The organism is Roseovarius sp. D0-M9, assembly GCF_037083805.1.
Lineage (GTDB): Bacteria > Pseudomonadota > Alphaproteobacteria > Rhodobacterales > Rhodobacteraceae > Roseovarius.
Genome location: NZ_JBAPKZ010000003.1, coordinates 45,946 through 69,375, shown reverse-complemented (window position 1 = coordinate 69,375; position 23,430 = coordinate 45,946). Strand labels below are relative to the sequence as shown.

The 23,430-nt window shown below is 63.7% G+C and carries 26 protein-coding genes; 9 read left to right on the top strand and 17 right to left on the bottom strand.

Features of this window, described 5'->3' with window-relative positions; all coding sequences use genetic code 11:
• Nucleotides 1-16: 16 nt before the first annotated feature.
• On the top strand, nt 17-358 hold the full coding sequence (locus V8352_RS03410; protein ID WP_336422852.1) for a hypothetical protein: 342 nt from the start codon (nt 17-19) through the stop codon (nt 356-358).
• On the opposite strand, the gene V8352_RS03405 is transcribed toward V8352_RS03410, so the two are convergent.
• The 6 genes from V8352_RS03405 to V8352_RS03380 form a co-directional block, all read right to left on the bottom strand.
• Nucleotides 355-1,305: a YihY/virulence factor BrkB family protein gene (locus V8352_RS03405; RefSeq protein WP_336422851.1), complete on the bottom strand. Its 951-nt coding sequence runs from the start codon at nt 1,303-1,305 to the stop codon at nt 355-357. The two genes, V8352_RS03410 and V8352_RS03405, sit on opposite strands and share 4 nt — an antisense overlap.
• Nucleotides 1,302-1,493, bottom strand: coding sequence for a PLDc N-terminal domain-containing protein (locus tag V8352_RS03400; RefSeq protein WP_336422850.1), 192 nt, complete (start codon nt 1,491-1,493; stop codon nt 1,302-1,304). The genes V8352_RS03405 and V8352_RS03400 overlap by 4 nt, the downstream gene beginning before the upstream one ends.
• Before the next feature lie 124 nt (nt 1,494-1,617).
• Entirely contained in the window at nt 1,618-2,214 is a 597-nt protein-coding gene (locus V8352_RS03395) for a hypothetical protein (protein ID WP_336422849.1), read from the bottom strand.
• 48 nt (nt 2,215-2,262) lie between these two features.
• Nucleotides 2,263-3,147 (bottom strand): sulfotransferase domain-containing protein, encoded by an 885-nt coding sequence (locus V8352_RS03390; RefSeq protein WP_336422848.1) that lies wholly within the window; start codon nt 3,145-3,147, stop codon nt 2,263-2,265.
• Complete coding sequence (locus tag V8352_RS03385) at nt 3,134-4,027, bottom strand: sulfotransferase domain-containing protein (protein WP_336422847.1); 894 nt, start codon at nt 4,025-4,027, stop codon at nt 3,134-3,136. The genes V8352_RS03390 and V8352_RS03385 overlap by 14 nt, the downstream gene beginning before the upstream one ends.
• Nucleotides 4,028-4,283: 256 nt before the next feature.
• A complete protein-coding gene (locus V8352_RS03380; RefSeq protein WP_336422846.1) occupies nt 4,284-5,390 on the bottom strand; it encodes a porin in 1,107 nt (368 codons plus the stop codon).
• Between the two features lie 376 nt (nt 5,391-5,766).
• On the opposite strand from V8352_RS03380, the gene V8352_RS03375 reads away from it, so the two are divergent.
• Both V8352_RS03375 and V8352_RS03370 read left to right on the top strand, forming a co-directional pair.
• On the top strand, nt 5,767-6,522 hold the full coding sequence (locus V8352_RS03375; protein ID WP_336422845.1) for a class II aldolase and adducin N-terminal domain-containing protein: 756 nt from the start codon (nt 5,767-5,769) through the stop codon (nt 6,520-6,522).
• 162 nt (nt 6,523-6,684) lie between these two features.
• Nucleotides 6,685-6,969 (top strand): cupin domain-containing protein, encoded by a 285-nt coding sequence (locus tag V8352_RS03370; protein WP_336422844.1) that lies wholly within the window; start codon nt 6,685-6,687, stop codon nt 6,967-6,969.
• 8 nt (nt 6,970-6,977) lie between these two features.
• On the opposite strand, the gene V8352_RS03365 is transcribed toward V8352_RS03370, so the two are convergent.
• The 3 genes from V8352_RS03365 to V8352_RS03355 are packed head-to-tail and all read right to left on the bottom strand — an operon-like array spanning nt 6,978 to nt 9,643.
• Nucleotides 6,978-7,772 carry a dimethylarginine dimethylaminohydrolase family protein gene (locus V8352_RS03365; protein WP_336422843.1) on the bottom strand — a complete coding sequence of 265 codons (795 nt, stop codon included), beginning with the start codon at nt 7,770-7,772 and terminating at the stop codon, nt 6,978-6,980.
• An 18-nt stretch (nt 7,773-7,790) separates the two neighbouring features.
• A complete protein-coding gene (locus V8352_RS03360; RefSeq protein ID WP_336422842.1) occupies nt 7,791-8,978 on the bottom strand; it encodes a pyridoxal phosphate-dependent aminotransferase in 1,188 nt (395 codons plus the stop codon).
• Nucleotides 8,975-9,643 carry a TetR family transcriptional regulator C-terminal domain-containing protein gene (locus tag V8352_RS03355; RefSeq protein WP_336422841.1) on the bottom strand — a complete coding sequence of 223 codons (669 nt, stop codon included), beginning with the start codon at nt 9,641-9,643 and terminating at the stop codon, nt 8,975-8,977. Before V8352_RS03355 ends, V8352_RS03360 begins: the two co-directional genes overlap by 4 nt.
• Before the next feature lie 102 nt (nt 9,644-9,745).
• Here V8352_RS03355 and V8352_RS03350 point away from each other — a divergent pair, with 102 nt between their 5' ends.
• From V8352_RS03350 to V8352_RS03335, 4 genes are read left to right on the top strand one after another with little or no spacing between them, the layout of a single operon-like run.
• Nucleotides 9,746-10,570 carry an ABC transporter ATP-binding protein gene (locus V8352_RS03350; protein WP_336422840.1) on the top strand — a complete coding sequence of 275 codons (825 nt, stop codon included), beginning with the start codon at nt 9,746-9,748 and terminating at the stop codon, nt 10,568-10,570.
• Nucleotides 10,571-10,621: 51 nt separating this feature from the next.
• The gene (locus V8352_RS03345; protein WP_336422839.1) at nt 10,622-11,407 is read left to right on the top strand and encodes a transporter substrate-binding domain-containing protein; all 786 of its coding nucleotides are present in this window, start codon (nt 10,622-10,624) and stop codon (nt 11,405-11,407) included.
• 9 nt (nt 11,408-11,416) lie between these two features.
• Nucleotides 11,417-12,133, top strand: a complete 717-nt coding sequence (locus V8352_RS03340; protein ID WP_336422838.1) for an ABC transporter permease — start codon at nt 11,417-11,419, stop codon at nt 12,131-12,133.
• A gap of 4 nt (nt 12,134-12,137) precedes the next feature.
• Complete coding sequence (locus tag V8352_RS03335) at nt 12,138-12,917, top strand: ABC transporter permease (protein WP_336422837.1); 780 nt, start codon at nt 12,138-12,140, stop codon at nt 12,915-12,917.
• A gap of 108 nt (nt 12,918-13,025) precedes the next feature.
• Here the strand turns inward: V8352_RS03335 and V8352_RS03330 are convergent, their stop codons facing one another.
• Genes V8352_RS03330 through V8352_RS03320 form a run of 3 tightly spaced genes read right to left on the bottom strand, consistent with a single transcriptional unit; the run spans nt 13,026 to nt 16,302 of the window.
• Nucleotides 13,026-14,579 carry a rhodanese-like domain-containing protein gene (locus V8352_RS03330; RefSeq protein WP_336422836.1) on the bottom strand — a complete coding sequence of 518 codons (1,554 nt, stop codon included), beginning with the start codon at nt 14,577-14,579 and terminating at the stop codon, nt 13,026-13,028.
• The gene (locus tag V8352_RS03325; RefSeq protein ID WP_336422835.1) at nt 14,576-15,160 is read right to left on the bottom strand and encodes a cysteine dioxygenase family protein; all 585 of its coding nucleotides are present in this window, start codon (nt 15,158-15,160) and stop codon (nt 14,576-14,578) included. Before V8352_RS03325 ends, V8352_RS03330 begins: the two co-directional genes overlap by 4 nt.
• Before the next feature lie 17 nt (nt 15,161-15,177).
• Nucleotides 15,178-16,302 (bottom strand): CaiB/BaiF CoA transferase family protein, encoded by a 1,125-nt coding sequence (locus tag V8352_RS03320; protein WP_336422834.1) that lies wholly within the window; start codon nt 16,300-16,302, stop codon nt 15,178-15,180.
• Nucleotides 16,303-16,495: 193 nt separating this feature from the next.
• On the opposite strand from V8352_RS03320, the gene V8352_RS03315 reads away from it, so the two are divergent.
• Together V8352_RS03315 and V8352_RS03310 are read left to right on the top strand one after the other, a co-directional pair.
• Nucleotides 16,496-17,281, top strand: coding sequence for an HpcH/HpaI aldolase/citrate lyase family protein (locus V8352_RS03315; RefSeq protein ID WP_336422833.1), 786 nt, complete (start codon nt 16,496-16,498; stop codon nt 17,279-17,281).
• Nucleotides 17,278-18,768 carry a fumarate hydratase gene (locus tag V8352_RS03310; RefSeq protein ID WP_336422832.1) on the top strand — a complete coding sequence of 497 codons (1,491 nt, stop codon included), beginning with the start codon at nt 17,278-17,280 and terminating at the stop codon, nt 18,766-18,768. Before V8352_RS03315 ends, V8352_RS03310 begins: the two co-directional genes overlap by 4 nt.
• A 61-nt stretch (nt 18,769-18,829) precedes the next feature.
• Here the strand turns inward: V8352_RS03310 and V8352_RS03305 are convergent, their stop codons facing one another.
• Genes V8352_RS03305 through V8352_RS03285 form a run of 5 tightly spaced genes read right to left on the bottom strand, consistent with a single transcriptional unit; the run spans nt 18,830 to nt 23,420 of the window.
• Nucleotides 18,830-19,579, bottom strand: coding sequence for an SDR family oxidoreductase (locus tag V8352_RS03305; RefSeq protein ID WP_336422831.1), 750 nt, complete (start codon nt 19,577-19,579; stop codon nt 18,830-18,832).
• Between the two features lie 10 nt (nt 19,580-19,589).
• Nucleotides 19,590-21,041 (bottom strand): aldehyde dehydrogenase family protein, encoded by a 1,452-nt coding sequence (locus V8352_RS03300; protein ID WP_336422830.1) that lies wholly within the window; start codon nt 21,039-21,041, stop codon nt 19,590-19,592.
• Nucleotides 21,041-21,721 carry an ABC transporter ATP-binding protein gene (locus V8352_RS03295; protein WP_336422829.1) on the bottom strand — a complete coding sequence of 227 codons (681 nt, stop codon included), beginning with the start codon at nt 21,719-21,721 and terminating at the stop codon, nt 21,041-21,043. The genes V8352_RS03300 and V8352_RS03295 overlap by 1 nt, the downstream gene beginning before the upstream one ends.
• Complete coding sequence (locus V8352_RS03290) at nt 21,721-22,467, bottom strand: ABC transporter ATP-binding protein (RefSeq protein WP_336422828.1); 747 nt, start codon at nt 22,465-22,467, stop codon at nt 21,721-21,723. The genes V8352_RS03295 and V8352_RS03290 overlap by 1 nt, the downstream gene beginning before the upstream one ends.
• The gene (locus V8352_RS03285; protein ID WP_336422827.1) at nt 22,464-23,420 is read right to left on the bottom strand and encodes a branched-chain amino acid ABC transporter permease; all 957 of its coding nucleotides are present in this window, start codon (nt 23,418-23,420) and stop codon (nt 22,464-22,466) included. Before V8352_RS03285 ends, V8352_RS03290 begins: the two co-directional genes overlap by 4 nt.
• Between the last annotated feature and the right edge of the window lie 10 nt (nt 23,421-23,430).

The window sequence follows — 23,430 nt, the reverse complement described above, 5'->3', positions numbered from 1 at the left end:
GGTAGAAGCGCTAAAAATGCGCTCGGCGCGCGCCATCCGGCGCGCGCTTTTGCGCGGTATTGGCGTGGCACTCGTCGCGGTTGGCGTCGGTTTTCTGGCCTCTGCCGGTTGGATACTTCTGGCTGAAGCGTATTCGAACCTGTTCGCCTCCCTTATCATGGGCGGAATCTTCCTCGGTCTGGGGCTGATCTTCCTTGGAGTGGCATCAAGTTCCAAAGACCGCCGCGAGGACATCATGGCCGAGGCTGCGGCGGCTCATGATCCGGCAGCCCCCCCGTCTCGAAGCAACATGTCGCCCTTGGCCGAAGCCTTCATCATCGGGCTCAACGCCGCCCACGCCGCACGCGGGCGTCGTTAACGGCTATCGCCATCGCGCTCGAGGTTGTCTGCAACAAATGCGCCGCGCTTGCCCATCGGTCTGCTGGGCCCGCGCGTCGTATCCTTCTTTTGCTGCAACTCCAGCTCGGCATTCAGCGCAGCCCCCAGCAGGCAGACGAAGGCGCTGATGTAGAGCCACAAAAGCATCACGATCACCGCACCGAGTGAGCCGTAGATCTTGTTGTAATTCGCAAAATTCTGCAAATAGACGGTGAAGGCCCAAGTGGCCAGCGCCCAGAGAATCGTGGCTGTGACCGCGCCCGGAGTGATCCAGTTCGCCCGCGCCATGCGCCGACGATTGGGCGCATAGCGATAGAGCAACCCCAAGGCAATGAGCACTGTCGCCACAGCCACACACCACCGCATCATTTCGGCTACGAAGGTTCCGAATGGCCCCAGTGGCAGGAATGTGAGCGCGATAGGCGCGACGACAAGTGCCGCAAAACAGGCCAGCGCAAGCAGCATGAGCGATCCAGTCAGGCCAAACGCGACCATCAGATGGCGAAATCCGCCCCTGTTATCCTCGCCATAAACCGCGTTCAACCCGATGACCAGCGCCGCAACGCCCGCACGGGAGGACCAAAGCGCTAGGGCAACCGATAAAACCCCGGCCCATCCCAAAGTCGTCGCATCGGCAGCCACCAGTTCGGCCACGCGCGAGGTCAGCAGGGTTGCAACCTCTTCCGGTAATAGTGTGGTGAATTCCGATACTTGCGCTTCCACGAGCGCTGGGTCGGCAACGAAGCCCCAAAGGGCAATCACCGCCGCGATAGATGGAAAAACTGCCAAAATACCGTAAAAACCGATGCCCGAGGCAATGAGGTTCAGGTTCTTCTCGCCGATCAGGATCCAGACCCCCTTGAGCGCCGGCCACAGACCAACAGGCCACCGACGGCCGGCATAGGCAGACGCAATGCGCGCTCTCATGCCGTGCCCCGATCCGCGCGCGGACCGAAGAGCAACCAGATCAAGAAGCCAAGCAAAGGAAGCAAGAGGACGACGAGGATCCAGACCGCCTTGCGCCCCGAGGAAATCCGCGCTCCGAGGGTCGAGACGATTGCCCAAACGGTACATGCAAGGAGGATCAGCCCGCCGAAACCTGATACTTCAACCATTTACTTTCCTTCACTTAACTTTTGGCACTTAACTCTTGAAACAGTTAGTCCAAAGGCAAACGCAATCCACGCCCCGGCAGTTCCCTGCCGGGGAGCGCACCCAAATGAGAAGGTGGCTGTCGCCTTACTCTTGAGGTTGCTCCTGGGATGAGATCCGGCCGGATACGCCCGTTCCGCCGAGATGATACCACGGCTTGGGGTCGCTGGGGTGTGCGCCCGGTCCGCCCGGCCGGAACCAGATCAGGATGCCACCGGATTCGCCAAAGCCGCCGTCGAGATCATTCACGACGATCTGGCGCGGTATATGCACCTCAAGGGGGCGGGCTTCATCGCCGGCACGCCATGGACGCTCGGTCGTGATGCAATTTGCCTCCAGGCCCGCATAGCTTGTCGCAGGCTCAACCTGGCGCAGGAACTTGAGGCCCTGCGCCACGCCCTCGCCCGCCAGTGTCACACCGGCGCTGTCGAGGATCTTGGGCGCGGTGTTACGGGTCATGACCGACTGATTGACGCTCTCGGCCCAGACACCGCAGACGCCCGTGCGCCCACCGATGTTGCGCGCATCCACCGCAACCGTAAGACCGCCCGGCGAGGTAAACGTCCCGCCGCCCAGCGCGGGCGCAGGGCCCAGCGTCGCGGTGCCCGCAGGCATGTTGGGCGAGCAGGCGGCAAGTCCCGCAGCGGCGGCACCGGCCATAAGGATCTTGATCGCATGTGTCATATCTGGGGTCCTCCAGTCTTGTCGCGGCCTGTCTTTGCGCCGATCATATCACGCCTTTGCGGCGAAGGCTTCGGTCTCGGCCAGCATTTCAGGGTAATGCGTTTCGAGCGTCGGAAGGAACGCCTCTCGCAGGCGACCAACCTGCGCGGGCGTCAGATCGTCCTTCCAGACGCCCGCCTGCCCCTTCGCAAAGAAGTTGCCCATCCCGGCGGGCTTCTCGGTAAAGCCCTTCTCGCGCTCCTGCTTTTGCATGTTGGCAAAGGTGGTTGCTTTGACCGCGCGGGCCAGTTTGGTCGCATCCACCTTCTGGCCCAGAAACACCTCAAGCAGGCCGCGCATCTCGCGGGCGGGCTTGGTCAGCAGATCCTCATAGCGGATCACGCGCCGCTTCAGTCCCGGCGCCTTGGTCCACGATCCAACGTGATCGTCCCAGCGCCCCAGCAGATCGAAAATGCCGCTGGGCGTGCCCATCACCGTGTCGGGATTGCACATCCGGTCGATGGCCGTGTCGATATCCGCCGATTGGTGGCGCGCAAAACTGGGCGCAAGGTCAAACGGGTTGCGGATCAGGTAAATGCCCCCCGCCGTCACCTCTGGTGGGATCACATCCTGATTGCCGATGCGCAGCGTCTGGCAATGCGTCTTGACGAAATGATGATTGGGCCGGGATTGCGCGATCAGGCGCAGCGCGGCCGGCCGCACGCGCATCCAATCGTTCAGATCCTTGCCCTTGTAGGGGCCGCCATTGGCCGCGTCATAAAAATCCTGCCGCACGTCGGCGGTGGTAAAATTGCGCAAGTTGTTGATATCGGGCGCCTGCCCCTGCGGCATGAAGTAATGCGCCAGAAGGCTGCGCATCCATGTATTGCCCGACTTGGGGTAGGACGCGATCCAGATGATACGGTTGAGCGCGGCCATCTCAAAGATACCCAAAGCGCTTCATGGTGGCCTTGTGGTCGGTCTTGATCTTGTCGATCAGATCCTCGCCCAGCGCCTCTTTCCACTTTCCGGCCTTGCCGGAGGTAAAGAATGTCTCGCTCTTGCCGGGGTTTTCCTTGAACCCGGTCGCCTTTTCCTGGCTCGACACCTCGTCGAAACTGGCAAATCGGATCGCCTTTTCCAGCCGCTCTTCCTGCAAGGGCACGCCCAGATGCCGCACCAGCGAGCCGAACGCCTGCTCGGGCTTGTCCAGCATGTCCTCATAGCGCAGCACCAGTGACGGATAGGGCGAATTGTTGGTCCAGCTTTCCACATGTTCGGACCACGAGCCAAGGAACTGCCAGACCGCAGCGCCATCGGTCGCATTGGCATTGTCGCCGCGGCCGATCGCCTCGACGGCCTCCGCAGGCTCGATCCCGTAGTGGCGCGCGTAGGACAGCACCATGTCCAGCGGATTGCGCACGATATACACAGATGATCGGGTATATTCCGGCGGAATCAGCACTGTGCCATAGGCCTTGCTGCGCACATTATGCGTCTTGACCAGATTGACGTCGGCGCCATTACCGATGATGCCGCGCAGCACCTTGTCGCGCAGGCGCAGGGTCACGAGATAATCGTTCAGATCAGGCGTATGGGGTGCGGCCACCATGTTGTAGGTCTTGGCGATGGAATCGCCCATGCCAAAGCGGTGGACCTCATTGATCGACACCGGCTTGTCGGCATTGGTCAGATAATTGGCGAGAAAGATCCGCGTCCAAGTGTTCCCCGACTTTGGGTAGGAGGCCAGCCAGACAATGCTTGCCTTCGGCTTGGGCCGGGGTGCTGCGGCGGCCGGCTTTGGCGCGGTCTTTGGCTTGGGTTTCTTGCTCATCTTTTCGGCCCCTGCGTGGAAATCGCCCGTTCCCTAGCCAATTAAACCAAGGGGCGCTGCGTTGCTACCCCTCTGGCGGAACTCGGGGGTACCATCGCTGCAAAAGCTTAGATCAATGCACCCAAGGGACGAGGGCGCATCGCGCCCTGCCGATGTCTTTAGGCCGGAATCAGACGAGGGCAGAAAAACGACTTCGCACAAAAAACGGGAGGGGCGTTGCCACCCCTCCCGCTCGATATTGTCTGGCGAACCGGTCTTAGAAAGACAGGTTGATGCCGGTGCCGATGATCGTACCATCGATGTCAGCCGCGCCTGCGCCGGTCACACCGTTGTCCGCGTCGACCTGTGCCGCATAGATGTCCCAGCTGACGCCGGGGCCCAAGTCGCGGCTTGCGCCGATACGGTAGGCTTTGTAGTCGGCATTGTTACCGGCAGCATTCTTTGTCTCACCCTGGTAGGTAAGCGCTTCGAGAGCCCAAGGACCAGCGACGTCGTAAGTCACGCCAAGGCTCCAGCCTTCGCTGTCGCTCGCACCCAGTGCAAGGCCGTTGTCGTTCTCGGCATAGCTACCGCCGACTGTGAAGTCGCCGAAGCCAACCTGTGCGCCAACACCCCAAGTCTCGGGATCCGAACCGCCGCCAGTCGGCGCTTCGCCTGTGCCGTAGCGTGCCGCCAGCGTGACGCTGGTGGTGCCGAAGGTCTGGCTGTAGTTCGCGCCGATGTCGAAGATGTCCGACAGAACGGCGTTACGGTCGACGCCATAGCTGTTGCGAACGTTCAGTGCACCGGTGGGTGCATAGGAGATGCCGACTGTCAGGCCGTTGAACGAAGGCGTGAAGTACGTCAGACGCTGAACGTCGTTGTTACCCGCGACTTCGGTGTAGCTCGACAGGCCAGCCTGGCGGAAGCCGCCCGGATATGCCAGCGAGAACGGGATGAAGGTCGAGATCGAGGGCGAGTTGATGTACATCGAGGTCACGCCGGGCGCGCCAACCATGGACATGTAGCCAGCCGAGTTCTCGGAACCGACAACGATTTTACCCAGAGTGTCCGAGCTGATCGTCATGTAGGATTCGTCGATCTGGCTGAAACCGCCTTGGTTTTCACCTTCCATCTGGACGTTCACACCGAAGGTCAGGCCGTTGTCCAGCGTGATCGAGGGGGTGAAGATGATCTCGGTGTTCGAGTGCAGGTCGACGCCGTCAAGGTCGAGACCGGCTGCAGCGGTGCCGCCGATGTCGGCATATGCGACGTGCTGGCTCATGAAGCCGCCGAACGAAACGTCCCATTCTTGGGCCGCGGCGGGGGCCGCTGCGGCGACGCCCAGGGCGATGGCGCTGGTGCTAAGCAGATGCTTTTTCAAGGTATGTCCCTCCTCAGAGTAGCAGGAATGATGTGTGTCATGATCCGCCGCCTCCCTGTTGGACGCGACTTGAGTTCAAATGCGGTATTTTGCCCTTCGCTGTCAACGAACCCCGGCCCGGTGGTGCGGATGCGGCCAAGGCTGTGACGATTTTGGCACACAGTGTTGCCGCACCCGGCGCACGCCCGGCACAGCCCCCTTGTTTTGCTGGCCTCGCCCGGTGCCCGTGGGCGCCACGGCTCGGTCACGTGCAATTATATAGCGGCCATCGGCCTCTTAAATATCGCCCCTGCCAAGGCTTGCGGCCCCTCCGCCGAATCGTGCAGACTCCGGCCCGAAGACCTTCATTCACCCCCGAAAACCCAAAGGACTCATCATGCCAGACGCATCCACACCACCGAACATCACCCATTGGTCAGAGCGTTGCCAGATGGCCGCTGCCTTTCGCTGGACCGCCCGCCTTGGAATGCACGAGGCGGTGGCAAATCACTTCAGCCTCGCGGTCAACGAAGACGGCACGCGATTCCTCATGAATCCCGATCAGGCGCATTTCTCGCGCATTCGCGCCTCCGACCTGCTGGAGCTGGACGCCAATGATGCAGAGGCCCTCAATCGTCCGGGCGCACCCGACGCGACGGCCTGGGGCCTGCACGGCGCGGTACATCGCCGCTGCCCCCACGCGCGCTGCGTGATGCATGTGCATTCCATCTTTGCCACGGTCCTCGCCAGCCTCGCTGATAGCCGCCTGCTGCCCATCGACCAGAACTGCGCCACCTTCTTTGGCCGCACCGTGATCGACGAAGGATACGGCGGCCTCGCCTTCGAGGAAGAGGGCGAGCGCTGCGCAGCCCAGCTGCAAGACCCCTCCAAGAAAGTCATGATCATGGGCAACCACGGCGTGCTCATCCTTGGTGACAGCCCCGCAGACGCCTTCAACCGCATGTATTACTTCGAGCGCGCCGCCGAGACCTATATCCGCGCGCTTCAGACCGGCCAGCCGCTGCGCGTCCTGCCCGATGACATCGCCGAAAAGACCGCACGCGAGCTTGAGGGATACCCCGGCCAGGCCGACAGACACCTTACCGAGTTGATGGCGGTTCTGGACGACGAGAAGTCAAACTACGCGACCTGAAGGCACCGCCCTGCCCGGCCCCAATGTGGGCCGGGTACTCTTCCCAAGAAAAAGCAGGGTGGGCCGCCTCTGCCATTGGCTTTGGCCTCTGGACAGTGCGGCCCATCTGTGGCGACATGATCTTTCACAGTTCCTGAAATACTCCCGCCGGAGGCTCCGACAATGGCCATGACATGCACCGCGACCCAACTGATCGATGACGCCCGCACACGCGTCACCCGGTTCGACTTCGAACCGGGGCAGCAGACGGGCTGGCATGTGCATGGCATGGACTACGTCATCACTGCGCTGACAGATTGCCACATGCGGCTGGAGTTGCCCGGCGGCGAGGTTGCGGAAAACCATGTCACCGCGGGCAGCGTCTATCGGCGCGACGAGGGCATCGAGCATAATGTCATCAATGGCGGTGACGCGCCGATGTCCTTCATCGAGGTCGAGCTGAAATAGGCCCCCAGTCAGGGGGCCGGATTGAGGCGCAGCGACAGGCAGGACATGCCGCCATCCAGCAGCGCACAATCGGTGTTGTCGATGGGCCGGATGGCATAGCCTTCGCGCGTCAGCATCTCGGCCGTCTTGGGAAATCCGTCCGGCAGCAGCACCACGTCGTTGAACCTTATGGCATTGGCTGCCGCCTCCTCGCCTTCGGGCAGGTGCAGCACCCGGTAGCCGTCAAAGCAGCCTTCCGAATCAAGAAGCCGCGTCGAGAGGATCGTCTCGGGGTCCAGCAGCGAGCAGTCTGTCTTGAAATGCAGCACGCCCTCGGGCGTCTGCAGCTCGCGCAAGGCGTGGCCCCACTCATCCAGAATGGCGCGCAGCTCGGCCACGCCTGCCGCGTCGGTGCGGGCCGAACGGCCCACCAGCACCTCGCGCCCGGTATAAAGGATATCCCCGCCCTCGATGTGACCCGGCCCCGCAATGTCGCGCAGATCTGCGAAAAGCGTGGCGAGGACCGGGCGCATTTGCGCCACCTCGCCCATGCGGCTGGGCGCGCCGGGGCGCATCATGATCGCGCCCTCCGGCAGGCAAAGCGCAGTGTCCTCGACAAAGAGCGCGTCGGGATATTCCTCGAGCGCCTCCAGCACCGTCACTTCGGCGCCCGTGCTGCGCAGGGTTGCGATATAGGCGTCATGCGCGGCCATCATGCGGGCCCGATCCGGCGCGCCGCGATCCTCGGCCCGCAGGCCCGCGGTGACGCTGGCACCGGGGCGGCGCGAGATGGCATGGCTGAAATGGGTGGCGGGGCTGGTCATGTTACTGGTTCCTCTGGGTCAAACGGCAGCAGGGACGCGCGCGGCGGCATGGGCAATGATGCGATCGCATGCCGTCTCGACTGCGGCGTCGGGCGCGGTCAGAGCAACGCGCACCCAAGTGTCCAGCGTCTTGCCAAAGGATGTGCCGGGCATCACCGAGACGCCCGAATTTTCCAGCAGATCGAACGCATAGCTCTCGGCGTCCATCCCGGTGGAGGCGATGTCGATCAGCGCAAACATGCCCGCTTGCGGTCGGCTGACGCGCAGTGCGCTCTCATTTTCGAGCCGCGTTGCGATGTATCCGGCGCGGGCCGCAAATCTTTGCCGCATGCCGGGCGCGACGGTCGACGGCGCGGATATTGCTGCTGCGGTTGCGTCGGCGAGGAAGGGCTGGCTGCCAAAGAGCATGGTTTCCGATAGCGACAACAGGCGGGAGGTAAACTCGGTGCTGCCAATGGCCCAGCCGCTACGAAAGCCCGGCGCCGCATGGCTTTTCGAGATGGAGGACACGACCACCGTCCGCTCGGCCAGATCCGGCTCGGCCAGCGGCGAGGCGAAGGGAACGCCGTCAAAGATCAGCTCCTCGTAGACCTCGTCCGAGATGATCCAGAGGTCATGCTTGCGCGCGACAGCGCCGATCTCGCGGATGTCGTCCCGGGTCAGCACCGCACCCGTGGGGTTGTGCGGCGTGTTCAGCAAGATCGCGCGGCTGCGCGGTGTGATGCGCGCCTCGATGTCGGATGCCTTCATGCGAAAGCCGTTCTCGGGCGACAGCGGGACCGGGACCATGGCGGCGCCGGTGGCGCGGATGCACCCCTCGTAGGTGGCGTACATCGGATCGCCCACCAGCACCTCGTCGCCGTCCTGCACCACCCCCATCAGCGCGGTGTAAAGCGACGTCTGCGTGCCGGGCAGGCACATCACCTGATCGGGGTGAATGTCGCGACCCGTCGATTCGGTATACCGCCGCGCAAGGGCGGCGCGCAGCCCCGGCTCGCCCATGCCGTCGGAATAGCCCATGCGCCCGGAGCGCATCGCATTCGCCGCTTCCTCCATCAGGGCATCGACGGGCGGAACGTCAGGCTCGCCGATGGTGAGCTCGACAATGTCGCGGCCCTCGGCGGCAAGGGCGCGGCCCCGCACATGAACGGCCCATTTGGCACTGCCAAGACCGGACAGGCGCTGCGTGATGTCTGCGAACTTCATGATGTTTCCTCTTTTGTCATTTCGTCGTGGCGCGGCGCGGCAGTGCGCAGCGGCAAATTCAGCATCTCGCCAATCGTCTCAAGCCCGATCTCGGCCAACTCGCCCCCAGCAAAGGCATCGGGCAGCATTCCGCCCTCCAGCCAGAGCCCGTCGATCACCGCATTGCAGGCAATGGCATGGCGGCGCAGGGCCGCATCCGGCGCGGGGCGGCCCGCCTCGCGCAGCGCATCGGCGACAAGGCCCTGCAAATGATCGCGAAACTCTGCGTAGGTGCGCGCGTGAACGCTCTGCATCTCGGCGCTGCGCTGCACATGCGTGAGAAACCCGGCCCAGAGCGAGACGGCTTCGGCACTCACGACAGGGGCGCGCAGCCCCGCGTCAATGAACGCGGCAAGACGCGCTGCGGCGCTATCCCCCTGCCCCATGCGGCGCGTGGCCTCCGTCAGATCGCCCATGTGGCGCTCGAATGCAGCACTCAGCAGTGCGTCCTTGCTGTCAAAATAATGCCGGATCAGCCCCGGCGTGACGCCCGCACGCGCGGCGACGGCGCGTGTGGTGGCCGCAGCGATGCCCTCTTCCGCGATCACGGCCAGCATGCCCGCGATCATCGCGTCGCGGCGCAGGTCAGGGCCGATTCGGCGAAAGGATTTGCGATCGGGCGACATCCGGGGCCTTTCTGGCAAGGGGTGGCTGGAAACAATATAATTATACAGTTGCATAAGTATACAAAATAGGAATTACTGCAAGCACGTAAGGGAGACAATTGCATGAGTTCCGCACAATCCGCGCCACAAGCGGAGGCGAACACCGCAGATGATGCCGCAGACCGGGCCGAACCCGCCGCCGAGGCGATTCGGGTTGAGGATCTGCACAAGTCCTTCGGCAACCTCGAGGTGCTCAAGGGCGTGTCGCTAACGGCGGCGCGCGGCGACGTGGTGGCGATAATCGGCGGCTCGGGGTCGGGCAAGTCGACGATGCTGCGCTGCATCAACTTTCTCGAGACGCCGACCAGCGGCCGCATCATCGTCGGCGGCGAAGAAGTTGAGATGAAGCCCGATGGCAGCCCTGCCAAGCCGCGCCAGATCGAACGCATCCGCACCCGGCTGGCAATGGTGTTCCAATCCTTCAACCTCTGGACGCATCGCACCCTGATGGAAAACGTGATCGAGGTGCCCGTGCATGTCCTCAAGGTGCCCAAGCGCGAGGCGATTGCCAGCGCGATGGTGCTGCTCAAGCGGGTCGGCCTGTCGGAAAAGGCAGACAGCTATCCGGCGTTCCTGTCGGGCGGACAACAGCAACGCGCGGCGATCGCGCGCGCGCTGGCGGTGAACCCGTCTGTCATGCTCTTTGACGAACCGACGAGCGCGCTCGACCCCGAACTGGTGGGCGAGGTGCTGAGTGTGATCCGCGATCTGGCCGCCGAGGGGCGCACCATGATCCTTGTCACGCATGAAATGAAATTCGCCCGAGAGGTGGCAAGCCACGTCATCTACCTCAGCGAGGGCCGGATCGAAGAGGAAGGCCCACCCGAAGAGGTGTTCGGCAATCCCAAATCCGAACGGCTCAAACAGTTTCTTCGGACCGTCGCCTGAGGCGGGCCGTTGAATGCAAACCCAACAAAAGAAAAACAGGGAGACGACATTATGAAGCTCAAGACAACTTTGGCCGCAGGGGCCGCGACATTCGCCCTCATGACGGGGGCCGCCATGGCCGAGACCGTCAAGGTCGGCATCGCAGCCGAGCCCTATCCGCCCTTCGCCGCGCCCGACAGCGCCGGCAACTGGACAGGCTGGGAAGTCGAGATGATCGACGCCGTCTGCAACGCCGCCGAGATCGAATGCGAGCTGACGCCGACCGCCTGGGACGGCATCATCCCCTCGCTGATGGGCGAGCAGATCGATGTCATCATGGCCTCGATGTCGATTACCGAAGACCGCGCCAAGCAGATCGACTTTACCGATCACTACTACAAGACACCGGCCGTGGTCGTCGCGCCCAAAGGCTCGGACATCGAGCCGACGGTCGAGGGCCTTGAGGGCCTTGAGGGCAAGATCCTGGGTGTCCAGGCCTCGACCACGCACCAGGCGTATGCGCAAAAGCATTTCGAGGACGCAGTCGCCGAGATCCGCATTTACCAGACCCAGGACGAGGCCAATCAGGATCTCTTCTCGGGCCGCGTCGACGCGATTCAGGCCGACAGCATCGCCATGGCAGATTTCGTAGAAAGTGACATGGGCGATTGCTGCGAGATCGTCGGCGCGGTGGCCGATGATGTGGCCGTGCTGGGCCAGGGCGTCGGCGCTGGCGTGCGCAAGGGCGATGACGAGCTGCGCGAAAAGCTGAACGAAGGCATCGCCAAGGTGCTCGAGGATGGCACGCACGAAGAGATCACGGCCAAGTATTTCTCGGCCCCGATCTATAGCGAGTAAGAGCCCGCTTTGGAGCAAACTCTCGAACTGCTCTCGCTATCGCCCCCCGGCTGGGGGGCGAACCTTCTGCGCGGTCTGGTCAATTCGATCCAGATCGCGCTGGGGGCCTTTGGTTTTGGCCTTGTCATCGGCTTCTTTGGCGCAATGGGCAAACTTTATGGCAGCCCTTGGGTGCGCGACCTTCTGGAGGTCTATACCACCGTCGTACGCGCGGTGCCCGAACTGGTCCTGATCCTGATCCTTTATTACATGGGCACTGACCTTCTGAATCAGGCGGCCCGCGCGATGGGCCGCGGCCCCGTCGAAATCAGCGGTGTTGCCGCCGGTATCTGGGTGCTGGGCATCGTGCAGGGCGCATATTCCACCGAAATTCTACGCGGCGCGATCCGCGCGATTCCGCCCGGCCAGATCGAGGCGGCGCGCGCCTATGGCATGCCGCGCGGCCTGATGGCGCGCCGCGTGACGATCCCCGCGATGACCGCCTTCGCCATTCCGGGCCTTGCGAACTTGTGGCTGATCGCCACCAAGGATACCGCACTGCTGGCCGTTGTCGGGTTTTCCGAACTCACGCTCGAGACGCGGCAGGCCGCGCAATCGACGCGGGCCTATTTCACGTTTTTCCTCGCAGCGGGCTTTCTCTATTTGATGGTCACGCTTTTTTCGGGCGTGATCTTTGGCCGGATCGAAAAATGGGCGCGGCGCGGCCAGCCGTCGCACCGGAGCTGACGCCATGCAGATGATCCGCGCCATGCTCATCCCCCGCCGCATCATCATGCTGGGCCTCTTCGCGGCCTTCGTGGTTTGGTGCGCGATTGCCATGGATTGGAGCTGGCTGCCGCGCTATGCGCCGCTCGCGCTTGAGGGGCTCTGGGTGACCATATGGCTTCTGGTGGTGACCATCATCCTCGGCTTCATGCTGGCGGTGCCCTTGGGCCTCGCCCAAGCGATCGGGCCGTGGTACCTGGCCGCGCCCGCGCGCGCCTTTTGCACTGTCATTCGCGGCACGCCGCTTTTGTTGCAGATATGGCTGCTCTACTACGGCCTCGGCTCCCTTTTTCCGCAGTTCCCATGGATCCGCAATTCCGAGCTTTGGCCCTATCTGCGTCAGGCGTGGCCCTATGCGGTTCTGTCGCTGACCCTGTCCTATGCGGGCTACGAGGGCGAAGTCATGCGGGGCGCCTTTTCATCCGTGCAAAAGGGCCAGATCGAGGCAGCGCGCGCCTTTGGCATGCCACGCCACAAGATATTCTTTCGCATCTGGCTGCCACAGGCGATCCGCAATGCCCTGCCCACCTTGGGCGGCGAGACGATCCTGCAATTGAAGGCGACGCCACTGGTTGCGACCATCACCATTGTCGAACTTTATGCCGTCGCCGGCCGCGTGCGGCAGGATACCTTCATCATTTACGAGCCTCTCTTGCTGCTGGCCGCCGGATACCTCGTCATCGCGGGGGTCATCACGCTCGGCTTCCGCTGGATCGAGGGGCGCGGCCCAAGGATGAGCCGCTAAAGCGCTTCGCCAAAACCCTGCACCACAGCTTTGGGCGGAGCACAGTGCCCAACATGACGGGCGCGCTGCTTCGGCTTGGGCCAATGTCTCAGGGTCAGGCGTGACGCTTTAGGCGCGCGGTTCGAGCGGCTGAAGCGCAGCCCGTTCGTCCGCGTCCAGTTGCGCCAGCAAGCCCGTCTCCCACTCCAGATACCGGCGCGCGGCATCGAGATTGCCGTCATGCCGGTCATGCACAAAGAAAAGGTGATCGATGCAGTCGGCCTCAGGCGGGCAGTCCGGCGTCGAGACGATCTCAAGCCCGGCCGCACGCCAATCCTCAGGTCCGCAGACGGCCGTGCGAATATCCTCATGTCCCTGATGCAGCAGTTCGGCCCGGACGCCCGCGACCAGCGCCGGATCGCGGCCCAGAACCGCAATGGGCTCTTTCAAATAGGGGCGGCTGCGGTGCAGCTGCGCGCGTTGGACCCACTCCGCGCCTTTGATATGTGCCGCGCGGTAGTCCATCCCGCGCGAGGCATCAAGCAGCGTGGTGCAGCCACGGAGCAGGCCAAGATCGCCCCGCTCTTGGTCTCGCTCATGGTCCTGATCGGGCGCGGCCTCGCCCACGGGGGCATCTTGCAGCACATAGGCGTCATGCCCCATGCCGCGCAGCCAGATCGCCGTGGTCGCGGCCCGCAGGCCCGTATCGCAGCTCAAGACGATGCGCGCGCCACGAACGGCCAGTTGCTCGTCCGTGGCTTGCACCAATTGCCCGCCGGGCGCAGAGCCAAAGCCGGGCGCATGACCTGCCCGGTGCTCTGCCTCGGTCCGCACGTCAAATCGGAACACGGTCCGCGCGGCAGTGTCCCATTCCTTGAGCTCGGCCAAGGAAATCACCGGGATGTCATAGCTGGCGATCAGCGCCGCCGCCCGTGCCCGCGCCGCCTCCAGCCCTGCCTCGGGCACCTGCGGCAGGGGCCCAGCGTCCTGACCATGATCGAGATCGTATCCCGCCAGCCGCCAGCCTTGGGTGCCATTGCGCAGCGCATGAACGGGGCCGTCCCACCCGGCGAGGCGCAACGTTTCGGCCCCGATGATCGATCGCGTTCGCCCCGCACAATTCACCACGATGGGTGTGCCCGGCGCGCCCATCTGGGGCGCGCGATACCCCAGCTCGGCATTGGGGCACGACAGCGCGCCGGGGATCGACATCTTGGTAAACTCCGCCGCGCTGCGCCCATCGAGGATCAGCAAGGCGCGCCCTTCATCCTGCATCGCCCGCAGCTCGCCCGCCGAAACCGAGGGCGTGCCGAGCTGATGCTCGACCATCTCCCCGAAGGTCTTGGAGGGCAGGTTCACCCCCTTGAAGAGCGTGTGCCCCGCAGCCGCCCAGCCCGGCGCGCCGCCCTCCATGACATGCAGATCGGTATAGCCCAGCGCGCCCAGCACATCGGCCCCGCGCAGCGCAATGCCATCCCCCGCATCGAGCAGAATGCAGCGCACCGACCGGCGCGGCATCAGGCGCGGCGCATCATGTTCCAGTCGGCTGAACGGGATATTGACCGCAAAGAAAGGGTGCCCCTCGCCGTATTGACCAAACTCGCGCAGATCTATCAGCGCGACCTCGGCGCCATCGGTCAGGGCCGAACGGACTGCGGCAACACTGATCTGGGCCGCGCTCATTTTCGGGTCTTGGCGCCAATGTCCATGATCTTGCACGTCCCGGCCTCAAGGTCATAACTGATCCGGCGATCCAGCGATTCCAGAGGCTTGCCATAAAAATGCAGGTGGCGGATCACCTGATCGCCATCAATGACGACACTGTGAATATCATCAGGCATCATCGCCAGCGCATTTCCGGGCCGCAAATCGACCTCCTCGCGCAGCTTCAATTCCGCCTTGCCGGGGACCGATCCGTCATCGACCCGATCGTAGACGGTGTTCTGCTCGGAGCCGACGACTGCGGCAATGCACGCAAAGACCGTGTGGTTATGCGGCGGGATCACCTTGCCCGGTTGCATCACGTTCAAATAGAGGGTCAGGCCACTGGGATCATCCGCGATGAAGTAGCGGTTCTGCTTGTCCTCGGGCGTGGGCGCCGGAAAATCCTCTGCGCCCCATAGATCGGCGCGCGCGGCGATATCCATCAGGCGATGCATGATCCGATCCAGACGCGCCCGGTCCATCGGCCCCTCATCGGCAATCGCCTTGGCATCCTTGATAAAGGCGTCCGTAATTTCCTGGCGTTCGGCAGTGTCGGCCATCTTTCATCCCCCCTCGTTCATTCGGAAAATTCGGCGCGCACCTCATCGGTATGCTGGCCTAGCGCGGGCACATCGCCCGGCTGCGGCACCTGGCCATTGGCCAGCGCGCCGGGCGCCAGCATCCGCACCGGCCCCGTCGGGCTGCCTACCTCGACAAAGCGGTTCTGCGGATGCTGCGCCAGATCCTCCATCGTGCTGACGCGTCCATAGGCGATGCGCGCCGCCTCGAGCCGCGCGGCCATGTCGTCACGCGGGATCTGCGCAAAGATCGGCCGGATCACCGCATCCAGCGCTTCGCGATTCTCGACGCGGTGCGAATTGGTGCCAAAGCGCGACTCCTGCGGCAACTCTGGCAGGCCCAGAATATCGGTGCAGAACACCTGCCATTCCCGCTCGTTCTGGATGGAAAAGAGCACATCCTTGCCGTCCGAGCAGGTATAGGCGCCATAGGGCGCAATCGTGGGGTGGTTCAGCCCGCTGCGCACCGGCGTCTTGCCGCCGTAAACATACTGTAGATAGGGCACGTTCATCCAGTCGGTCAGCGCATGGAAAAGCGATACGCTCAGATGCCGTCCCTGCCCCGTGATGCCGCGCCCGATCAACGCCTGAAGCACCGCCTGATAGGCCGTCATACCCGCCGCGATGTCGCAAACGGAAACCCCGACGCGCGCCTGCGTGTCCCCGGTGCCGGTGATCTGCGACAGCCCGCTCTCGGCCTGAACCAGAAGGTCATAAGCCTTGAGATCCCTGAGCGGCCCTTCCTCGCCATAGCCCGAGATGGCGACCGTGATGAGGCGCGGATACTTCTCGCGCAGGGCCGCCTGATCGAACCCGAGCCGCGCGATGGCGCCCGGCGCGAGGTTCTGGATAAAGACATCCGCCTTTGCCAGCAGACGCTCCATCAGCGCCTTGTCGCCCCCCTCGCGCAGATCGAGGCAGATCGATTCCTTGCCGCGATTCAGCCAGACGAAATACGCGCTTTCGCCGTGGACGAGGTGGTCGTAACCGCGGGCAAAATCCCCCTCGGGCCGCTCGATCTTTATCACGCGCGCGCCCGCCTCCGCGAGGCGCCCCGAGACATAGGGGGCCGCCACGGCCTGTTCGACCGAAACCACCATCAATCCTGCCAGATCACCTGCCATGCTGTCCGTCCCTTTTAACCTGCGGGGATGATGCCCGATCATGCGGTTGCCCGGAAATAGTCAGACTTGGCGTGGTGCCATAGGCCGGGGCTATGCCTCTTGGCACAGGTGGCTGGCCGCATCGCCCGGCGCCGGGTAGCATGAGCCAAAGCGACATTGCCGGAGTGCCCCTATGCTTGCCCTGCCAGATCAGATGAACCTGACCCTTTTCGTGCCCGCCGACCGCCCCGAGCGTGTCGCCAAGGCCGCAGCCGCGGGCGCCGATGCGGTGATCGTCGATCTGGAGGATGCCGTCGCGCCCGACGCCCGCGATGCCGCACGGTCGGGGCTGGCCGATGCACTGGGCGCGATTGATGCGCCGCTCATCCTGCGCATCAATGCGGCCGGCACCGAATGGTTCGATGCCGATCTGGCCGCTGCCGCCGCCCTGCCCCTCAGCGCGGTCATGCTGGCCAAGGCCGAGACTGGCGAGATCTGCACGCATGTCGCCAAGACCGCAGGCGTGCCCGTATTCGCGCTGGTCGAGACGGCGCGCGGCATGTCATCGCTGGATGAGATCGCGGGCGCCTCGGCACGCATGGCGTTCGGCTCGATCGACTATGTCGCCGATCTGGGGATGGGCCACACGCGCCAGTCGCTTATGACGGCTCGGTCGGCACTGGTGCTGGCCGCGCGGCTGGCCGGGCACCCTGCCCCGCTTGACGGGGTGACGACGACCATCCGCGACGAGGCGCTGATCGAGGACGAGTGCCGCCACGCGGTGGAAATGGGGATGGGCGGCAAGCTGATCATTCATCCGGCGCAACTGGCGGCGGCGCGGCGCGGTTTTGCGCCCTCGGGCGACGAACTCGCATGGGCCGAGGAGGTACTGAAGGCGGCAGAGGGCGGCGCAGCGGTGCAGGTCGCGGGTGCAATGATCGACGCGCCGGTGATCGCCCGCGCACGCCAGATCATCGCCCGCGGGGGCCGAGCGGCATGAGCGGGCGCATCACCGAGGCAGATCTGATATCCAGCATCGCGGATGCGCTGCAATACGTCTCTTACTATCACCCGCCAGATTTCATCGCCGCCATGGCCAGCGCCTACACGCGCGAGCAAAGCCCCTCGGCCAAGGCCGCCATTGCGCAGATCCTCGTCAATTCACGCATGTGCGCCATCGGGCATCGCCCGATTTGCCAGGATACCGGCACCGTGAATGTCTTTGTCGAGGTCGGCGTGGAGGCGCAGACAAATTGGACGCGCCCTCTGCAGGACATGATCGACGATGCGGTGCGGCAGGCCTGGGCGCTCGACACGAACCCCCTGCGCGCGTCGGTCGTGGTCGATCCGCTGGACAGCCGCAAGAACAGCGGTGACAACACGCCCGCCATGATCCAGACCCAGTTGGTCGCGGGCCGCGAGGTGCATGTCACCGTTTCGGCCAAGGGCGGCGGATCCGAGAACAAGACGCAGTTCGCGGTGCTCAACCCCTCGGCCAGCGTGACCGATTGGGTGGTGGAGCGCGTGGCGCAAATGGGCGCCGGCTGGTGCCCGCCCGGCATGCTGGGAATCGGGGTCGGCGGCAGCGTGGACAAGGCGATGGCGATGGCCAAGGCGGCCCTGAACGAGCCCATAGACATAACCGACCTGCGCGCGCGCGGGCCGCAGACACGCGTCGAAGAAATGCGGCTCGAGATCCTTGACCGGGTGAATGCCCTCGGTATCGGCGCGCAAGGGCTGGGCGGGATCACCACCGCGCTCGACGTCAAGATCGCAACCTATCCCACCCACGCCGCCTCGATGCCCGTCGCTCTCATTCCCAATTGCGCGGCGACGCGCCACGCGGAGTTCACCCTGACCGGCGATGGCCCCGCCGAGTTCGCCCCGCCCGACCTGTCGCTCTGGCCCGAAATCGAGGGACAGGGGCCGATCGGACGGCGGTTTTCGCTTGATGATCTCTCAAACGAGGTTCTGGCAGGGCTGGAGCCGGGCGAGACGCTGCTTTTGTCGGGCACGCTCTACACGGGGCGCGATGCCGCGCATAAACGCATGGTCGAAACCCTGCGCGCCGGGGGCACTCTGCCCGTCGATCTGAGGGGCCGCGCGCTATATTATGTTGGCCCCGTCGATGCGGTGCCCGGTGAGATCATCGGCCCCGCTGGCCCCACGACCTCCACCCGCATGGACAAATTCACCGAAGAAGTGCTGGCAGCGACGGGCCTCAAGGTGATGATCGGCAAGGCCGAGCGCGGCGCAGAGGCCATCGCGGCGATCCGCCGGCATGGCGCAGTCTACATGATCGCCGTCGGGGGCGCCGCCTACCTAGTGTCGCAAGCCATAAAATCGGCGCGTGTCGTCGCATATGACGATCTCGGAATGGAGGCGATCCGCGAATTCACGGTCGAGGACATGCCAGTGACCGTTGCGGTCGATACGCGCGGTAACTCGATCCACGAAACAGGCCCGCGCCAATGGGCGCGGGCCTGACCTGCTGTGGTGGCATTTTTTACATATGTGGCAAGAGCTTAACCAGAGAAGCTAAAGTGGCTTAAATGGTGCGCCCGCCGTCCACTTCCATCACCACGCCGGTGATGAAATCGGCGTCATCCGAGGCAAGGTAGAGTGTCGCATTGGCGATATCGCGCGCCTCCGACAGGCGGCCCATCGGCACGGTCGCGATGAACTTCTTGCGGTTCTCGGGGGTGTCGGGCATGCCCATGAACTGCTCCAGCAGGCCGGTCGCGCCCATCACCGGGGCCACACAGTTGACGCGGATCTTGTCTGGTGCCAGTTCCACGGCCAGCGATTTGGTCATCAGGTTCACCGCGCCCTTGGACGAGTTGTACCACGTGAGGCCCGGACGCGGACGGATGCCCGCCACCGATCCGATATTGATCATGACGCCGCTGCCTTGCTCGCGCCACAGCGGCACGCACGCCTTGGTCATGTGAAAGATCGACAGCACGTTGATGTCATAGATCTTGCGGAACGTCGCCTCGTCCGTCTCCATCAACGGACTGTTCTTATTGGTCCAGCCCGCGTTGTTGACCACGATATCGAGGCCGCCAAACGCCTCCTTGGTCTTGGTCACCGCATTCGCCACCTGTGCGCCATCAGCGACGTCGCAGCCGACGGCAATGGCCGCATCCCCGAGGCTGGACGCGACCTCCTTGGCCCCCGCCTCGTTCAGATCAACGATCGCAACGCGTGCGCCCTCGGCCACGAAAAGCTCGGCAATGCCCTTGCCAAAGCCCGAGGCCGCGCCCGTTATCAATGCCGTTTTGCCCTTGAGTCTCATACGCGCCTCCTCAGTCGTGCTTGTTGATGATCGTTTTGATTTGCGAGAATTCCAGAAGCGCCGCGAACCCCTTTTCGCGGCCATGCCCGGATTTGCGCACGCCCCCGAAAGGCAGTTCGATACCGCCGCCCGCGCCGAAGCCATTGATGTAAACTTGGCCGCCGCGCAGTTTCTTGGCCACGCGCTGCTGGCGCGCGCCATCGCGGGTCCAGACCGAGGCCATGAGGCCGTATTCGGTGTCATTGGCAATGCGGATCGCGTCGGCCTCATCCTTGAACGTCATCGCGCAAAGGACGGGGCCAAAGACCTCTTCCTGCCCGATTTTCGAATGCGGATCGACAGGACCAAAGAGTGCGGGCGACACGAAATAGCCGCCCTCCGGCGCACCCTCGCGCACCGTGCCGCGCGCGATCAGCGGCGCGTCGGCCCCGTCGATATAGGCCTCGACGCGCTTTTTCTGCTTGGCCGAGATGACCGGGCCCAGCGTGGCATCTTCGGATTGATCGGATGCCTCGATGGCCTCGAACCGCTCCTTGAGGCCCGCGATCACCTTGTCATAGACGCTCTCCTGAATCAGGATGCGCGACCCGGCCGAGCAGGTCTGGCCAGCGTTGGCGATGATCCCGCCCACGAGAAAGGGCAGCGCAGCCTCGATATCGGCATCGTCAAAGACGATCTGCGGGGATTTTCCGCCCAGTTCCAACGTGCAGGGGATGTAGTTTTTCGCCGCCGCGATCTGGATCATCTGGCCCACTTCGGGCGAGCCGGTGAAGGCGATGAAATCGACGCCGGGATGCTCTGACAGGGCCTTGCCCGCGACATCGCCGCGCCCTGTCACCACGTTGATCGCACCGTCCGGGAAGCCGACCTCACCCGCCAGTTCCGCAAGACGCAGGCAGGTCAGGCACGCATCCTCGGCAGGCTTCAACACGGTCGAATTGCCCATGGCAAGCGCCGGCGCCAGCGCGCGGGCGAACATCTGCGACGGGTAGTTCCACGGAATGATGCAGGCAATGACGCCGTAGGGCTCGCGCGCGACCTGCACGTTGTAGCCGGCCATAAAGGGAATGATCTCGCCGTGGACCTTGTCGGCGGCACCGCCGTAGAATTCGAAATAGCGCGCGCAGGCGACCATGTCGGCGCGCGCCTGTTTCATCGGCTTGCCATTGTCGCGGCTCTCCAACTGCGCCAGCGGCTCGGCCTCTTCAAGGATGCGCAGGCTGAGCTTGAGCATGAGGCGACCGCGCTCGGCGGCGGTCAACTGGCCCCATGCGCCTGTATCGAAGGCGTCGCGCGCGGCAATCACAGCAGCGTCTACATCCTCGGGCTGGGACGCGGCAATCGTGGTAAAGACCTCACCATCCAGCGGCGAGCGCACGTCCATCTCCTCCCCCGAGGCGGTCGGCACCCATTTGCCGCCGACCAGGTTCAAGGGTTTGGGCAGGGTCATGTCATACGGCATCACGCAGTCTCCTTCTTGTCGTCCAGCGATCCCTCGGCGACGGCGCCGCGTTCGATCACGAAGGTCAGGCTGGCAAATCCGCGCAGCAGCGCGGGGTTCGATTCGGTGATTATCAGTGTCACGTTTTGGTCCGTGTCGCGCAGATCGCGCAGCGCGTCGGCATACCGCTTGGCCAGCGCGGGCGCGAGACCCTGAAACGGCTCGTCCAGCATGATCAGCTTGGTGCCCAGCATCAGCGCGCGGCCCAGAGCAACCATCTTGCCCTGCCCGCCCGACACGTTCCCGGCAGGCCGGTTGGCCATCTCGCGCAACTCGGGCAGGATGTGATACACGCGATCAAGCCTTTTCTGGGTCGTCTCGGCGTCCAGCTTGGCCACCTGAGCGGGCAGGAGGATGTTCTCCTCGACAGTGAAGGCCGAAAACAGGCGGCGATCCTCGGGCGCATAGCCGATCCCAAGGGCGGGCCGCTTGGCCGGGGTCATGCCGCTGATGTCCTGCCCATCAAAGCGGATCTCGCCCGTGACGTTCGTGAACCCCATGATCGAGCGCAAAAGCGTCGTCTTGCCCGCGCCGTTACGGCCGATCAGCGCCACTGTCCCAGATGCCGGAATAGTGAAATCCAAACCGCGCAAAATGGGGATATTACCGATCGAAGCGTTGGTATTGTGAAAGCTCAGCATCAGGCGACCTCCCCGATCACGTCGCGGATCACGTCGGGGTGCTCCAGCACCTCCTGTGGTGATCCGCGCATTTCGATCTTGCCCATGTTCCAGACGGCGACCTCGTCGGCGTATTTCTCGACGATGCCCATGTCATGCTCCACGAAAACGGCAGTCACCTCGGCCTCGGCCAAGGCCTTGACCAGAATCTCCATGACACCGAATTTCTCGGAGCTGGCGACGCCTGATGTCGGCTCGTCCATCAAGAGCAGCTTGGGCTTGAGCGCCAGCGCTACGGCGATGTCGATCAGCTTGCGCTGGCCTTCGGACAACTCGTCCACTTGGCGGTGGGCCACATCAGTGCAATTGATCAGGTCCAGCAGGTGCATCATCTCGGCCCGCTGACGCCTGTCCTTGAGCGCACGGATCGGATTGCGTAGCTGGTCGCGCGCGGCAGCGGCGATCAGCAGATTTTCCAGCGCCGTATGCTCGGTAAAAAGCTGTGGGATCTGGAAAGCGCGCGCAACGCCCCGCCGCGTGATCTGACGCGGCGACAGGGGGGTAACATCGTGGCCCTCGAAATAGACCTTGCCCTTGGCCGGTTTGAGCCAGCCAGTGCAGATGTTAAGGAAGGTCGTCTTGCCCGCCCCGTTCGGTCCGATGATGGCCAGGTTCTTGCCAGCATCGATCTGAAGGGTGATATTATCAGCGGCCACGACGCCGCCAAAGCGGATCTCGAGCCCCTTGGTTTCCAGCAGATGGGTCATTCGCCCTCCTCCTTCTTGCCCGCGATGCGGTCCATCACGCTGTTATAGATGCCCGCGATACCGCCGGGCGCGAAAAGGATGATGATGAGCAGGAAGGTGCCCAGCACCAACTGCCAGATATCCCCCGCAAAGGCCGAGGCGTAGGTGCGCACGATCTCGTAGATCGCTGCCCCCACCAGGGCGCCGGGGACCGATCCGGCGCCGCCGAGAACCGCGATGAACACCATTTCGCCCGAGCGGACCCAGAAGGCGTATTCCGGCGTGACGACGTTCTGGACGAGGCCCATGATGATGCCGCCGACACCGCAAAGCAGAGCCGAGAGCACGTAGCCCGTCAGCATCACGCGCTGGGGGGACATGCCCAGATATTGCAAGCGCGTCTCGTTCGTCTTGATGGTGCGGAATAGCTGCCCGGTGGGCGACTCCAGCCAGCGCATCGAAAACCAGCCAAGTCCCAGCGCCAACGCCAGTGCGAGATAGAACATGAAGAGTTCATACGCACCGCGCTCAAGCTCCATCCAGAAGACGGTGGGGCGCGGCAGGCGCATGCCGTCTGCGCCGCCGGTGTAGTGATAGAATTTCTCGAGGATGGACCAGAAGATCATCGAGAAGGCGAGGTTCAGCATCGCAAAGAAGATGAAGCGATAGCGCGCCACGAAGAGGCCGACGATCACGCCGGATAGCACCGCAGCGATGAGGCCCAGCAGGAACACGACGATCAGGTCCGCTCCCGGCATCAGCATGAGGGTAAACGCGCCGCCATAGGCCGCGATCGCAAAATAGAGCGCGTGCCCGAATGACACCTGCCCGCTGCGCAAGAGGACCGTGATGCCCATGACAGCGATACCCTTGGCCAGCGCAAGCGTCAGCAGCACTTGCAGCCCGGGTGCCCCGAAAGGCACCAACGCCAGCAGCAAAAGGAGGATAGCGGGAATGATGAAACGGATAGACATCTAGCTCGCC